The sequence below is a fragment of the Solwaraspora sp. WMMA2059 genome, assembly GCF_027497315.1.
GTDB lineage: Bacteria > Actinomycetota > Actinomycetes > Mycobacteriales > Micromonosporaceae > Micromonospora_E.
Window position 1 is genome coordinate 4,141,845 of the sequence record NZ_CP114908.1, and the last position, 13,282, is coordinate 4,155,126.

Annotated in this window: 12 protein-coding genes, 2 tRNA genes and 1 rRNA gene; 4 read left to right on the forward strand and 11 right to left on the reverse strand. The window is 67.9% G+C overall.

The annotated features are described in order from the left end of the window. Nucleotides 1-36: 36 nt before the first annotated feature. Nucleotides 37-1,553 (reverse strand): 16S ribosomal RNA (locus O7553_RS18885). 803 nt (nt 1,554-2,356) lie between these two features. On the opposite strand from O7553_RS18885, the gene O7553_RS18890 reads away from it, so the two are divergent. Then, complete coding sequence (locus O7553_RS18890) at nt 2,357-2,572, forward strand: hypothetical protein (RefSeq protein WP_281551037.1); 216 nt, start codon at nt 2,357-2,359, stop codon at nt 2,570-2,572. Nucleotides 2,573-2,624: 52 nt separating this feature from the next. Here O7553_RS18890 and O7553_RS18895 read toward each other — a convergent pair whose 3' ends face one another. The 6 genes from O7553_RS18895 to O7553_RS18920 form a co-directional block, all read right to left on the reverse strand. Then, entirely contained in the window at nt 2,625-3,422 is a 798-nt protein-coding gene (locus tag O7553_RS18895; protein WP_281551038.1) for a carbon-nitrogen hydrolase family protein, read from the reverse strand. Nucleotides 3,423-3,448: 26 nt separating this feature from the next. Beyond that, nucleotides 3,449-4,738, reverse strand: coding sequence for an ATP-dependent Clp protease ATP-binding subunit ClpX (gene clpX / locus O7553_RS18900; RefSeq protein WP_281551039.1), 1,290 nt, complete (start codon nt 4,736-4,738; stop codon nt 3,449-3,451). A gap of 211 nt (nt 4,739-4,949) precedes the next feature. Then, entirely contained in the window at nt 4,950-5,612 is a 663-nt protein-coding gene (locus tag O7553_RS18905) for an ATP-dependent Clp protease proteolytic subunit (RefSeq protein WP_281551040.1), read from the reverse strand. A gap of 11 nt (nt 5,613-5,623) precedes the next feature. Beyond that, on the reverse strand, nt 5,624-6,268 hold the full coding sequence (locus O7553_RS18910; RefSeq protein WP_278170716.1) for an ATP-dependent Clp protease proteolytic subunit: 645 nt from the start codon (nt 6,266-6,268) through the stop codon (nt 5,624-5,626). A 214-nt stretch (nt 6,269-6,482) separates the two neighbouring features. Then, nucleotides 6,483-7,829 carry a trigger factor gene (gene tig, locus O7553_RS18915; RefSeq protein ID WP_281551041.1) on the reverse strand — a complete coding sequence of 449 codons (1,347 nt, stop codon included), beginning with the start codon at nt 7,827-7,829 and terminating at the stop codon, nt 6,483-6,485. Nucleotides 7,830-7,993: 164 nt separating this feature from the next. Then, nucleotides 7,994-8,067 (reverse strand) — tRNA-Pro (locus O7553_RS18920). Nucleotides 8,068-8,223: 156 nt separating this feature from the next. On the opposite strand from O7553_RS18920, the gene O7553_RS18925 reads away from it, so the two are divergent. After that, a tRNA-Gly gene (locus tag O7553_RS18925) sits at nt 8,224-8,297 on the forward strand. Nucleotides 8,298-8,322: 25 nt separating this feature from the next. On the opposite strand, the gene O7553_RS18930 is transcribed toward O7553_RS18925, so the two are convergent. Then, on the reverse strand, nt 8,323-8,940 hold the full coding sequence (locus O7553_RS18930) for a hypothetical protein (protein ID WP_281551042.1): 618 nt from the start codon (nt 8,938-8,940) through the stop codon (nt 8,323-8,325). Between the two features lie 237 nt (nt 8,941-9,177). Continuing rightward, nucleotides 9,178-9,465, reverse strand: a complete 288-nt coding sequence (locus O7553_RS18935; RefSeq protein ID WP_281551043.1) for a hypothetical protein — start codon at nt 9,463-9,465, stop codon at nt 9,178-9,180. Nucleotides 9,466-9,574: 109 nt separating this feature from the next. On the opposite strand from O7553_RS18935, the gene O7553_RS18940 reads away from it, so the two are divergent. Continuing rightward, nucleotides 9,575-10,162 (forward strand): hypothetical protein, encoded by a 588-nt coding sequence (locus tag O7553_RS18940; RefSeq protein ID WP_281555666.1) that lies wholly within the window; start codon nt 9,575-9,577, stop codon nt 10,160-10,162. A 217-nt stretch (nt 10,163-10,379) separates the two neighbouring features. Here the strand turns inward: O7553_RS18940 and O7553_RS18945 are convergent, their stop codons facing one another. Continuing rightward, nucleotides 10,380-11,138 (reverse strand): SDR family NAD(P)-dependent oxidoreductase, encoded by a 759-nt coding sequence (locus O7553_RS18945; protein WP_281551044.1) that lies wholly within the window; start codon nt 11,136-11,138, stop codon nt 10,380-10,382. Between the two features lie 103 nt (nt 11,139-11,241). On the opposite strand from O7553_RS18945, the gene O7553_RS18950 reads away from it, so the two are divergent. After that, nucleotides 11,242-12,090 (forward strand): helix-turn-helix transcriptional regulator, encoded by an 849-nt coding sequence (locus O7553_RS18950; RefSeq protein WP_281551045.1) that lies wholly within the window; start codon nt 11,242-11,244, stop codon nt 12,088-12,090. A 57-nt stretch (nt 12,091-12,147) separates the two neighbouring features. On the opposite strand, the gene O7553_RS18955 is transcribed toward O7553_RS18950, so the two are convergent. Beyond that, the gene (locus tag O7553_RS18955; protein ID WP_281555667.1) at nt 12,148-13,272 is read right to left on the reverse strand and encodes an aminotransferase class V-fold PLP-dependent enzyme; all 1,125 of its coding nucleotides are present in this window, start codon (nt 13,270-13,272) and stop codon (nt 12,148-12,150) included. Nucleotides 13,273-13,282: the final 10 nt, after the last annotated feature.

Here is a 13,282-nt window from a genome sequence, read left to right on the forward strand (position 1 = left end):
TCCCTACCCGACCTTCGCCGGGAGAGCGCTCCTTAGAAAGGAGGTGATCCAGCCGCACCTTCCGGTACGGCTACCTTGTTACGACTTCGTCCCAATCGCCAGCCCCACCTTCGACAGCTCCCTCCCACAAGGGGTTGGGCCACCGGCTTCGGGTGTTGCCGACTTTCGTGACGTGACGGGCGGTGTGTACAAGGCCCGGGAACGTATTCACCGCAGCGTTGCTGATCTGCGATTACTAGCGACTCCGACTTCACGGGGTCGAGTTGCAGACCCCGATCCGAACTGAGACCGGCTTTTTGGGATTCGCTCCACCTCACGGTATCGCAGCCCATTGTACCGGCCATTGTAGCATGCGTGAAGCCCTGGACATAAGGGGCATGATGACTTGACGTCATCCCCACCTTCCTCCGAGTTGACCCCGGCAGTCTTCGATGAGTCCCCGCCATAACGCGCTGGCAACATCGAACAAGGGTTGCGCTCGTTGCGGGACTTAACCCAACATCTCACGACACGAGCTGACGACAGCCATGCACCACCTGTGACCGCCCCCGAAGGACCCCACATCTCTGCAGGTTTTGCGGCCATGTCAAACCCAGGTAAGGTTCTTCGCGTTGCATCGAATTAATCCGCATGCTCCGCCGCTTGTGCGGGCCCCCGTCAATTCCTTTGAGTTTTAGCCTTGCGGCCGTACTCCCCAGGCGGGGCGCTTAATGCGTTAGCTGCGGCACAGAGAACCGGAGAGGCCCCCCACACCTAGCGCCCAACGTTTACAGCGTGGACTACCAGGGTATCTAATCCTGTTCGCTCCCCACGCTTTCGCTCCTCAGCGTCAGTATCGGCCCAGAGACCCGCCTTCGCCACCGGTGTTCCTCCTGATATCTGCGCATTTCACCGCTACACCAGGAATTCCAGTCTCCCCTACCGAACTCTAGCCTGCCCGTATCGACTGCAAGCCCACAGTTGAGCTGTGGGTTTTCACAGTCGACGCGACAAGCCGCCTACGAGCTCTTTACGCCCAATAAATCCGGACAACGCTCGCGCCCTACGTCTTACCGCGGCTGCTGGCACGTAGTTGGCCGGCGCTTCTTCTGCAGGTACCGTCACTTACGCTTCGTCCCTGCTGAAAGAGGTTTACAACCCGAAGGCCGTCATCCCTCACGCGGCGTCGCTGCATCAGGCTTCCGCCCATTGTGCAATATTCCCCACTGCTGCCTCCCGTAGGAGTCTGGGCCGTGTCTCAGTCCCAGTGTGGCCGGTCGCCCTCTCAGGCCGGCTACCCGTCGTCGCCTTGGTAGGCCATCACCCCACCAACAAGCTGATAGGCCGCGAGCCCATCCCAAGCCGAAAAACTTTCCACACACCACCATGCGGCAGCATGTAATATCCGGTATTAGCCCCGGTTTCCCGGGGTTATCCCAAAGCCTGGGGCAGGTTGCTCACGTGTTACTCACCCGTTCGCCGCTCGAGTACCCCGAAGGGCCTTTCCGCTCGACTTGCATGTGTTAAGCACGCCGCCAGCGTTCGTCCTGAGCCAGGATCAAACTCTCCAACAAAAACTTGTGAAGAAATCAAACCCGGCATTATAAAATGCCAAGGAATCACCAACCAGAAAACCACCACAAACGCAGCAGTCAACCAGCCGGGAACCAAACAAACTTTGGCACTGGCTTATCAAGCACCCTGTTGAGTTCTCAAAGAACAAACACACACCAGCAGAACCACCCACACCAAGCAGGCAACCCCACCAGGGCCATCCGTCCCACCCGACTTCCGCCGGGCAACTTCTCTACCCTACCCGGTTGGCTTCGCGTTGTCAAGAGCCAGTTTCACTCTCTCGCACCACCCGGATTCCCCCGCGCTTGATCCAGCCGCTTCGCGGCTGTCTTTGGTCGGGGTGTCCAGCAGACCGGCCCGCCTCGTTACCCGAGGCTCGGCCCGGCTCCCTGCCGGCTTCCTACCTTACCCGGTCGGTTTCGCAATCTCAAGTCCGGCTTGCCGGTGAGTCGCACCGCCCGCCCAGTCTGGTTCGGTGGTCTCCCACCCCATCCTGGCTGTCTGCGTTTCCGGCCGTTTTGTCCGTGTCCCGCTGACAGAGAGAAAGTTACGCGGCGCCGCGGCGGAACGCAAGTTGATCTTGAAGATTCCTGGCGTGTTCCACGTATGCACAGGTCAGTGCGGGTGCAACCGGATGGGTTCGGGTCCTGACTCGGCCAGCTGTCCGGCGGCTGACCTACGCGGCGTGAGGTTCCTGGGTACCGGAAATGCCGCGTTGCGGTGCGCCCCTTCGGCGACGCCGACCTCTTCGAGCTGGCCGCCGGTCCCCCGCGCAGCGGCCGACCGTGTAACAGTGGCTCTCATGACTGTCGAAGGACCACAGGCCATCGACGCCATCTCCGCCCTACTGCTGCCGTTCTGGCAGATCGTGATCGGCGCTGTGGTGGTGGTGGCCGTGATCGTCTCGATCCACCGGCTCATCCTTCGCGGGCCGTCCCGGATGACGAAGGCGCTGCTGATCCTCGGCGGCACGATCATCAGCCTCGCGGTGATCGGCGTACTCACCTCTGGTGGTTGACGCTGCGGCCGACGTAGCCGGCGGTCCCGGCGGCACTCGTCGCCCGCCGGCGTCAGAACCGGCGGTTAGCCAGGCTCGGCAGCTCGCGCCGGATGGACTCCACCCGCTCTGGGTCGAGATCAGCGAATACGACACCGGGGACATCCGGCGCCTGGGCGACGACGACGCCCCAAGGGTCGACCACCATGCTGCGGCCGAAACAGGTACGGCCCGGCTCATGCTCGCCGATCTGGCCGGCCGCCAACACGTAGCACTGGTTCTCGATCGCCCGGGCGCGGAGCAGAACCTCGAAGTGGTCCCGCCCGGTGTGCAGCATGAACGCTGCCGGCACCACCAGGACCTGGGCGCCCAGCTCGGTCGCCAGCCGCCGGTACAGCTCAGGGAACCTCAGGTCGTAACAGATCGACAGACCGATCCGGATGCCGTCGCACTCCACCACGACCGGGTCGGCACCGGGTGCCACCCTGCTCGACTCGTGGTAGGAGACCCGACCGGGAATCTCGACGTCGTACAGGTGGATCTTCCGGTAGGTGGCGGCCAGCTGGCCGCCACGGTCGAAGACCAGGCAGGTGTTGAACGTCCGGTCCGGATCGGGCCCGCGTTCGTGGTAGGAGCCGACAACCACCCACATCCCGAGATCGCGCGCGGCGTCGGCGAAGAACCGTCCGACCGTGCCGTCGACGGGCTCGGGGGCGGGCAGCCCTGCCGCGGTGCCGAGGTAATCGACGTACTCGGGAAGCACCGCGAGATCGGCGCCGCCGGCGGCGGCCGACGAGAGCAGACCGTACGCGGTCGCCAAGTTGGCGGCCTGATCGGAGCGACTGTTCAGCTGGCAGACAGCGACACGCACGGCGGTGCTCCCTGGTTGCGTTGCGGCTAGGCCGACTTCTCCTCGCGGTCGCGCCGACGCCGGCCGGTGAACTCCCGGGGCACGATCGTCGGGTTGACGTTCTCCAGCACTGCCTCGCGGGTAATCAGGACCCTGGCGGCGTCCGGGTTGCTCGGCACCTCGTACATCACGGAGAGCAGCACCTCCTCCATGATCGCCCGCAGGCCACGGGCACCGGTGCCGCGGAGCATCGCCTGATCAGCGATGGCCTCCAACGCGCCTGGATCGAACTCCAGCTCGACGTTGTCCAACTCAAACAGACGTTGGTACTGGCGGACCAGGGCGTTGCGGGGCTGGGTCAGGATCCGGACCAAGGCCTCACGGTCCAGGCTGCGGACGTTGGTGATCACTGGGAGCCGGCCGATGAACTCCGGGATCAACCCGAACTTGAGCATGTCTTCCGGCATCACCTGGGTGAGGATGTCGTCGGTGGACCGCTCGGACACTGCCCGGAGCCGGGCCCCGAAGCCGGTGCCGCCCTGCCCGGTGCGCGACTCGATGATCTGGTCCAGGCCGGCGAACGCACCGCCGCAGATGAACAGCACGTTGGTGGTGTCGATCTGGATGAACTCCTGGTGCGGGTGTTTACGCCCGCCCTGGGGCGGCACGTTGGCCACCGTACCCTCGAGAATCTTCAGCAGGGCCTGCTGGACGCCCTCGCCGGAGACGTCCCGGGTGATCGACGGGTTCTCCGACTTACGGGCGATCTTGTCGACCTCGTCGATGTAGATGATCCCGGTCTCGGCCCGCTTGATGTCGTAGTCGGCCGCCTGGATCAGCTTGAGCAGGATGTTCTCGACGTCCTCGCCGACGTAGCCGGCCTCGGTCAGCGCGGTCGCGTCCGCTATGGCGAACGGCACGTTGAGCATCCGGGCGAGGGTCTGCGCGAGGTGGGTCTTGCCGCAGCCGGTAGGCCCGATCAGCAGGATGTTCGACTTGGCGACCTCGACGGCCTCGTTTGCCCCGGGCGCGCCGGCGGCATCCGCCTGGATCCGCTTGTAGTGGTTGTAGACGGCGACCGCGAGCGCCTTCTTGGCGTGGTCCTGGCCGACCACGTACGAGTCCAGGAACTGGCAGATCTCCATCGGCTTGGGAAGCTCTTCCCACTTGACCTCGCCGGACTCGGCCAGCTCCTCCTCGATGATCTCGTTACAGAGATCGATGCACTCGTCGCAGATGTAGACCCCTGGGCCCGCGATGAGCTTCTTGACCTGCTTCTGCGACTTGCCGCAGAAGGAGCACTTGAGTAGGTCGCCGCCGTCGCCGATCCGTGCCACCTACGTTCTCCCTGCGCTCTCGGCCGGTCTCGCCGGCCCTGGCCTAAGGACGGTCTGCCTCGTCAGTGTCGAGCACCTGCCGCCGGTCAACTCCGTCAGACGGTGCATCTCGACGTTACCCGCTGGCGGGGCAAACTCCGACCCCCAAAATCGGGTGTGTCAGAGGTCGGCCAGTCTACTCACTGCCCGGCCGACCTCTGACCGTGCGTCGTCAGCTGGCCGAGCTGCCTGCCAGCACACCCTTCTTCCGGCTGGTCAGGATGGTGTCGACCAGGCCGTAGTCGCGGGACTCCTCCGCGGTCATGATCTTGTCGCGGTCGATGTCCTTACGGACCTTCTCGACCGCCTGGTTGCAGTGCCGGGACAGCATCTCCTCCAGCTGGGTCCGCATCCGGAGGATCTCGCGGGCCTGGATCTCGATGTCCGAGCCCTGCCCGTAGCCGCCCTCGGTGGCCGGCTGGTGGATGATGATCCGCGAGTTCGGCAACGCCATCCGCTTACCGGGAGTGCCGGCGGCGAGCAGCACCGCGGCCGCGCTGGCCGCCTGCCCGAGGCAGACCGTCATGATGTCCGGCCGGACGTACTGCATCGTGTCGTAGATCGCCGTCATGGCGGTGAACGAGCCACCCGGCGAGTTGATGTACATGATGATGTCGCGGTCCGGGTCCGTGCCCTCGAGGGTGAGCAGCTGGGCCATCACGTCGTTGGCCGACGCGTCGTCCACCTGCACCCCGAGGAAGATGATCCGGTCCTCGAAGAGCTTGTTGTACGGGTTCGACTCCTTGATCCCGTACGAGGTGCGCTCCACGAACGACGGCAGGACGTACCGGTTGTGCACCGGAGCGAACCCGGGCGGCATGGTCAGGTCAGTCATCGTCGCCTTCCTCAGTTGCGGGTGCCAGCGCCGGTCGGGACCTGCGTGGCTCCAGTGATCACCCGGTCGATGAAACCGTAGTCGAGCGCCTCAGCGGCAGTGAACCAGCGGTCACGGTCCGAGTCCGCCTCGATCTGCGCCGGCTCCTGCCCGGTGTGGAACGCCACCCGCTCCTGGAACATCCGCTTGGTGTAGAGCATCTGCTCGGCCTGGATGGCGATGTCGGAGGCGGTACCACCCATCCCGCCGGACGGCTGGTGCATCATGATCCGCGCGTGCGGCAGAGCGTACCGCTTGCCCGGCGCACCGGCGCAGAGCAGCAACTGGCCCATGGACGCGGCCATACCCATCGCGATGGTGGCCACATCGTTGCTGACGTACTGCATGGTGTCGTAGATCGCCATGCCCGAGTAGACCGACCCGCCCGGCGAGTTGATGTACAGGTTGATGTCCCGGTCCGGGTCCTCGGCGGCCAGCAGCAGCAGCTGGGCGCAGATCCGGTTGGCCACCTGGTCGGTCACCTCGCTGCCCAGGAAGATGATCCGTTCCTTGAGCAGGCGGTTGAAGACCGTGTCGTCGAGGTTGCCACTGAGTGAGTCACCGCCGCGGGCCTCGCTCACCCGGTTGGGCATAGCTGGGATGTGCAGATCGGTCATGGCAGCCCTTCGCTCTCCGTGCGTCGTTAAGCCCGACATTAACCGTTGCTAACGGGCCGGGCGCCGTTCTCAGGGTGCTGTTCGCTCACAGCGCAGGGGGCCGCGACACGTGGTGCAGCGGTCACCCCGGTTGAGCAGGCGGGTGGTCCGCTACGACGAACGGGCCACCGGCCGGGCAGGAGCATCCCGGCCGACGGCCCGCAGTCGGTCACGCTCAGTGCTCGTGGTTGTGCTCGGCCTCGTTGGCTTCCCGGATGGCATCCATGCTGATCGGGTTGCCGGCGGCGTCCTTCATCGTGATCCGCTCCATCACCAGGCCGAGTGCCTTGCCCCGGCGGACGTCGCCGTAGACCGCTCCCGCCGCACCGGACCGGGCCAGCTGGTCGTAGTACTGCTGAGGCGCCATCCCGGCCCGCTGGGCGCGGTGCACGATCTCGTGGCCGAACTCGTCATCGGAGACCTGCACGTCCTCGGCGTCGGCGAGGGTGTCCAGCAGGAGCTGAATCTTGACCGCCTTCCCGGCCGCCTCGGTCAGCTCCGCGTCGATGTCGGACTCGGACTTCTCCTCGGAACCGAGGTAGTCCTCCCAGGAGGCCCCGATCCGCTCCAGCTGATCGGTCATCGCCTGCTTGCGGTGCTCGACCTCCTCGCGGACCACGCCGTCGGGTGCCGGTACGTCAGCCGCCTCGACCAACTGGTCGAGGGCCTTGTCCCGGGCGGCGTAGATCTGCTCGACCCGCTTGACCCGCTCGACCTTCTGCCGCAGGTCGTTGCGCAGCTCCTCCAGGCTGTCGAACTCGCTGGCCAGCTGGGCGAACGCGTCGTCCAGCTGCGGCAGCTCCTTCTCCTTGACGGTACGCACGGTCACCGCGACGTCCGCGTCCCGGCCAGCGTAGTCGCCGCCGACCAACTGAGTGACGAAGCTCGTCGCCGCGCCGGCGGCCAGGCCGACCAGTACCTCGTCCAGGCCGGGCAGCAACTGCTTGCTCCCGACCTCGTGGGAGAGGTTGGACGCCGAACCGCCCGGCACTTCCTCGCCGTCGACGGTCGCGGCCAGATCGATCTGGACGTAGTCGCCCTCCTGGGCCGGACGCTCGACCGTCTTCAGGGTGGCGAACCGCTCACGCAGCCCGCCGATCTGGTCCTCGATCTCCTTCTCGTCGATCTGCAGCTCGTCGACGGTGACCTCGATGGTGCTGAGATCCGGCAGGCTCAGCTGTGGCCGTACGTCCATCTCCGCAGTGAACTTCAGCGCCTCACCGTCGGTGAAGTCGGTGATCTCCACCTCCGGCCGGCCGAGCGTCTTCACCTCGTGCTCACGGACCGCGGCCAGGATGTTCTGCGGGATCGCCTCCTGGACGGCCTCGTTGAGCACCGAGCCCCGGCCGATCCGCTGGTCGATCACGGCCGCCGGCACCTTGCCCTTACGGAAGCCGGGGATGGTGACCTGCTGGGCAATCTCCCGGTACGCCTTCCGCAGGCTCGGTTCGAGCTCGACGAACGGCACCTCGATGGCGAGCCGGACCCGAGTCGGGCTCAAGGTCTCGACGGTGCTCTTCACAGGCGTACTCCTTGATGCATGTCAGTCTTGTCCGGTCGTCGCTGTCGGCGCCGGGCGCTGCTCGATGCAGCCACCCCCGCCGCGTGGCATGGCACAGCCCATCGAGTGTAGGCCTGCCGGCAGGCCGGATCGTTCTCACCCGGTGCCGAGCCGGCGGTTGACAGTCGGGGTGGCGGGATTTGAACCCACGGCCCCTCGCTCCCAAAGCGAGTGCGCTACCAAGCTGCGCCACACCCCGTGGCACCGGTCATTCTATGCCGTCGGCAATCCGCCACGCCGCCCGGTATCCCGCCGGCTGTCGGATCAGCCCTCCGCGCCGGCCGGCGGGACCCCCGTGCGGCAGACCCGCGACAACTTGTACGCTAGATGGTGTGCCCTGCTCGCCGGGGCGCCTGCGGGCGTAGCTCAATGGTAGAGCCTCAGTCTTCCAAACTGATTACGCGAGTTCGATTCTCGTCGCCCGCTCCATCGGCTCCACCGCAGGTCAGCGGCGCTACTCCCCTTCCGGTACGCCGTCGGCGGTCAGGGCGCCCTGCCCCGGCGCGGCCGGGAGGAAGATGTGGGTGTGCCCGTTGCCAGCGTCGACGTTGAGCACGTCGAGTTGTGTCGCTGCAACCGACCAAGTGGTGACCGCGATGTCCCGCTGACGGCCAGCGAGCTCCAGCAGAGTTCCACGGTCATCCTGTGGAAGGGCCAGCGCCGCCGTGTATGTGTCGACCGCGGCATCGAGCGCCCGTACCGCCGCAGCCAGACCGGAACGGGCGATGTTGACACCGGTGCCACCGGACGGCGGGTTGGCGAAGTCCTCGACCACGTCCCTGGTGATGCCCCGCCACCCTTCGACGTCTGACTGGGGAGCTGCCGGACCGGGCGGTTGGCCCGCCGGCACCGCACCGGCTAGCCCGTCGAGCACTGGCAAGAGGTTCTCCTGCGTACGGCGGGCAAGTGAGGTCAGCTCCACGATCTGGGCAGCGTTCCGCTCCTCCTCCTGCGCCTGCAGCTGCGCGACTCGGTCGTCGAGCGGTGCGGAGTCAGCTGCGTCGGTGGAGTCGCCTGCGGTCACGGCTCCGATCGGCGCAGCGAGTAGTGCGCCCAGCGCGAAAGCGATCACCAGTGGAGCCAGGCGACGAACCAACGGCGTCCCCGGCGAGGCTGGCCGGGTGGCCGGCCGGGCGGAGTCACGGGCACTGCGGCTTCGGCGATCTGCCGGCATGGTGGAGCCTCTCCACTGCTGGTGACGGGTGGGGTCACGCATAGGCTCGCCGAAGGCCGCTACGTCTCGCAGGGTGGGCCCGGCAACGGCCCGCCGAGGCCGGCGCCGAGGTCGAAACCACCCTAACGGACCTCCCTACCGCGCCGCGGGGTACCGACGTGTCGGCACCGCTGGCTGGCAGCACGGGAGCGCCACCGCCCGGGTCGGAATGATCCGCCGGGCATCGTCGTTGTGCATGGTCGCGCCACGCACTCCGGCCCGCAGCCGCCAGGCCCCGGCCAGGCGGCCCGGCGGGTGGGCCCGGTCGGGAATCGTCGACGGGTCGGCGTGGTTGTACATGGTCACGGCGCGCGGCAGCGCACCCGCACCCCCCATTCGGGGCGTGCCGGAGCCGCCCGCGAGCCGACGTCGCACGTCTGACATCCCGTACCACCCGGACGACCGTTTACCGCGCACCCGCCCGTGACAGGTGTGGTGTGCCCCCTCGGCAAACGGAAGGTGGACCCCCATGACCACGATCATCACCCGTACCCTGCGTACCAGCCTGCGCACCACCGCCCTCGGCATCGCCGGGCTCACCCTGGCCGGCGGCGCGGTCGCCGCCCCCGCCCTGGCCGCCGACCACGCCCCCACCGCCCTGACCGCACCCGCGGCCGCCGCGAGCAGCGACAGCGTCGACACCGACAAGCTCACCCCGCACGGCGTGCAGGGCGAACAGTCCCGCATCAGCCTGTCCGGCGAGCAGACCGACAACGTCAAGGGCATCATCGCCGCCACGAAGAAGGCCGGCATGCACGAGCGGGCCGCCGTGGTCGCCATCGCCACCGCCCTGCAGGAGTCAAAGCTGGAGAACCTGGGCCACCTCGGTGACCGCAACGACCACGACTCGCAGGGCCTGTTCCAGCAGCGCCCGTCGTCGGGCTGGGGCACCGTGGAGCAGATCACCGACGTGGAGTACTCCACCACCGCGTTCCTCACCGGGCTCAAGGCCGTCGACGGCTGGCAGGACATGCCGCTGACCCAGGCCGCGCAGACCGTGCAGGTGTCGGCGTACCCGGACCACTACTCCCAGTGGGAGACCCAGGCCGCCGAACTCGTCGCCCAGCACTGGAACAGCTGACCGCAGACACAGCGTCGAAGGGCCGGACCCCGCACCCGGGGTCCGGCCCGTCGACGTACTCCGACAGCTCAGCTGCGGCCGAGCAGGTCGGCGTTGAGGATGGTGCCGCCCAGGCACCAACCACCGTCGATGACCTCTTCGAGGATCACCAGCGTGGTTGGCCGGGCGCGTTCGCCGTACCCGTCCACGAAGGCGTCGGTGACGGCGGTCAGGCAGGTCAGCGGGCGTGCGGGTCGGCGGCGTTGAGGGCGGCCACGACCTGGTCGTAGTCGCCGCGTACCTCGGCGTACCGAAGGAACTTCACTCGCTCGACGAGGATCTCGTGAGCATGCAGGTCGGACTTGATCAGGGCCATCACCTCGTCGGCGAACTCGTCGAGCGGCATCGCGAAGTCCGAGGTCTCCTGGCCCGGCAGCAACCCGGTCCGCACGGCGGGCGGGACCAGCTCTGTCACCTGTACGCCGACCGGCGCCAACTGCAGGCGTAGCGTCTCGCTGAGCTGGTGGATCGCGGCCTTGGTGGCGTTGTACGTCGGGGTGACGCGCAGCGGGACGTGCGCCAGCCCGGAGGAGACCGTCACGATCGTGGCGTCGGGCCGGGTCTGGAGGTGCCCGGTGAACGCGGCGATCAGCCGGATCGGGCCGAGCAGGTTGGTGGTGACGATCTCCTCGGCGTCGGCGAGAAAGGCCGGGTCCGTCCAGTCCTCGCGCCGCATGATGCCGGCCATCGCGACCAGGACGTTCAGCTCCGGGTAGCGGTCGACGACGGAGGCGGCGGCCTGCGCGATGGACGCCGGGTCGGTGACGTCGACGTGTACGGTGCCGAAGCCGTGCTCGGCGGCGAGCCGGTCGAGCAGGCCGGCGCGCCGACCGCCGATGATCACGGTGTTCCCGGTGGTCTGCAGCCGCTCGGCCAGGGCGAGTCCGATGCCCGAGGTGCCACCGGGCACGAAGACGGTGTTTCCGGATGGGTTCATGCCCACCACCTTCGGCGCCGGGCGCGCCGGCCGGCAGAGACCCGGTGATCGGGGGACCGGCGATCCCTGGTTGGGCCGGGCCCTGCGGTCGCAGGATGGGGACATGGACCGTACCGGCCTGGCCGATTTTCTCCGCCGCCGCCGTGCGGCGCTGCGTCCCGCCGATGTCGGCCTGTCGCCGGGCGCTCGTCGGCGCACGCCGGGGTTGCGGCGCGAGGAGTGTGCGGCGTTGACCGGGATGTCGGTCGACTACTACGTACGGCTGGAGCAGCGACGCGGGCCGCAGCCGTCGGAGCAGATGCTCGCCGCGCTCGCCCGTACGCTGCGGCTGACCGCCGAGGAGCGCGATCATCTGTACCGGCTGGCCGGCCACAACGTGCCGCGTCGCACGCCTGAGGACGGGCATGTCGCGCCGGCCCTGCTGCGGGTGTTGGACCGGATGGCGGACACTCCGGCGCTGATCCTGTCGTCGCTGAGCGAGGTGCTGGTGGCGAACCGCCTGGCCGTGTCGATCTTCGGTGATCCGGCGTCGCGGACCGGTCTGGCCCGCAGTGACGTTCACCGCTGGTTCACCGACCCGGCCGCCCGGTCGGTGTATCCGCCGGAGGACCACGACCGGCAGGGCCGGAGCCTGGTCGCTTCGCTGCGGGTGGCGTACGGCGCGGCAGGTCCCCGGTCGCGCGCCGGCGAGTTGGTGCGGGCGTTGCTGGCCGGTTCGGGTGAGTTCCGCGACCTGTGGCAGCGGCACGAGGTGGCCCGCCGGTTCGCCGATCACAAGACGCTGGTGCATCCCGAGGTCGGCGACATCGAGGTGGACTGTCAGGCGCTGTTCACCGAGGACCAGGGGCAGGCGTTGCTGGTGCTGACGCCCCGGCCGGGCAGCGAGGCCGAGGAGAAGATCCGGCTGCTCGCGGTGCTCGGTCAGCAGGACTTCGCCGGCACGGCCCGGTAGCGCACCGCCGTCGCACCCCCTGCCGCCCAGGCCAGGTCAGCCTCGGGGACGTCCCGGTCAGCCCAGGATCGTCCATAGGGCGTCGACCACCCGGTCCTGGTCAGCGTCGGTCAGGTCGGGATGGATCGGCAGGGACAGCTCCTCGGCGTAGTACGCCTCCGCCGTCGGGCACTCCCCCTGCCGGTAACCGAGATCGGTGAACACCGGATGCCGGTAGACCGGCAGGTAGTTGACCTGGACACCGATGCCCGCCGCCCGCATCCGGTCGTAGACCTCGCGGCGGCGATCAGCGAGTACGCGTACCGGGTAGAGATGCCAGACCGGGTCGACCCAGGGCCGCTGCTCGGGCAGCCGCAGACCCGGCAGATCGGCAAGCTGTTCGTGATACCGGGCCGCGAGTCGGGCCCGGTCGACCTTGAACCGGGGCAGCCGGGTCAGCTGGTTGAGCCCGAGCCCGCAGAGGACGTCGGAGAGCCGGTAGTTGAGGCCGAAGCTGTGCACCTCCTGATGCCAGCCGCCCTCGTCGCGGCGCCGCAGCCGGTCCGGGTCGCGGACCATGCCGTGGTTGGCGAACCGGCGTACCCGGTCCAGCAGGTCCGGGTCGGTTCCGGTCACCGCTCCGCCCTCGCCGGTGGTGAGGTTCTTGGTTGGAAAGAACGAAAAGGTCGTCAGGTCGGCGAGCGCGCCGACCGGCACGCCACGGTACGTCGACCCGATCGCGTGCGCCGCGTCGTCGAACAGCAGCGCCCCCGCGTCGGCGACGACCTTGCGCAGCTGCCCGTACTCGGCGGGGTGGCCGGCGTAGTCGACGGCGGTGACCACCCGGGTCCGGGGGGTGACCGCCGCCTGTACGGCGGCCGGATCCAGGTTGCCGGTCGCCTCCTCGACGTCGGCGAAGACCACCCGGGCGCCGTGCAGCGCGGCGGTCGCCGCCGTCGCGACGAAGGTCAACGGCGTAGTGACCACCTCGTCGCCGGGGCGCAGGCCGACGGCACCGTACGCGGTGTGCAGCGCGGCGGTGCCGGAGCTGACGCTGACGCAGCCCACCCCGCCGAGGTAGCCGCCCAGCTCGCTCTCGAACCGGCGTACGGTCGGCCCGGCGGTCAACCACTCGGTGCGTACGGCGGCGGCGACCGCTTCGGCGTCGGACTCGTCCAGACAGGGACGCCCGTAGGGAAGCATCGACATCACT

Coding starts and splice junctions, on each gene's coding strand:
- O7553_RS18890 (WP_281551037.1), top strand. CDS start 2,357: ATGACTGTCGAAGGACCACAGGCCATCGACGCCATCTCCGCCCTACTG.
- O7553_RS18905 (WP_281551040.1), bottom strand. CDS start 5,612: ATGACTGACCTGACCATGCCGCCCGGGTTCGCTCCGGTGCACAACCGG.
- O7553_RS18910 (WP_278170716.1), bottom strand. CDS start 6,268: ATGACCGATCTGCACATCCCAGCTATGCCCAACCGGGTGAGCGAGGCC.
- O7553_RS18935 (WP_281551043.1), bottom strand. CDS start 9,465: ATGTCAGACGTGCGACGTCGGCTCGCGGGCGGCTCCGGCACGCCCCGA.
- O7553_RS18945 (WP_281551044.1), bottom strand. CDS start 11,138: ATGAACCCATCCGGAAACACCGTCTTCGTGCCCGGTGGCACCTCGGGC.
- O7553_RS18950 (WP_281551045.1), top strand. CDS start 11,242: ATGGACCGTACCGGCCTGGCCGATTTTCTCCGCCGCCGCCGTGCGGCG.
- O7553_RS18955 (WP_281555667.1), bottom strand. CDS start 13,272: ATGCTTCCCTACGGGCGTCCCTGTCTGGACGAGTCCGACGCCGAAGCG.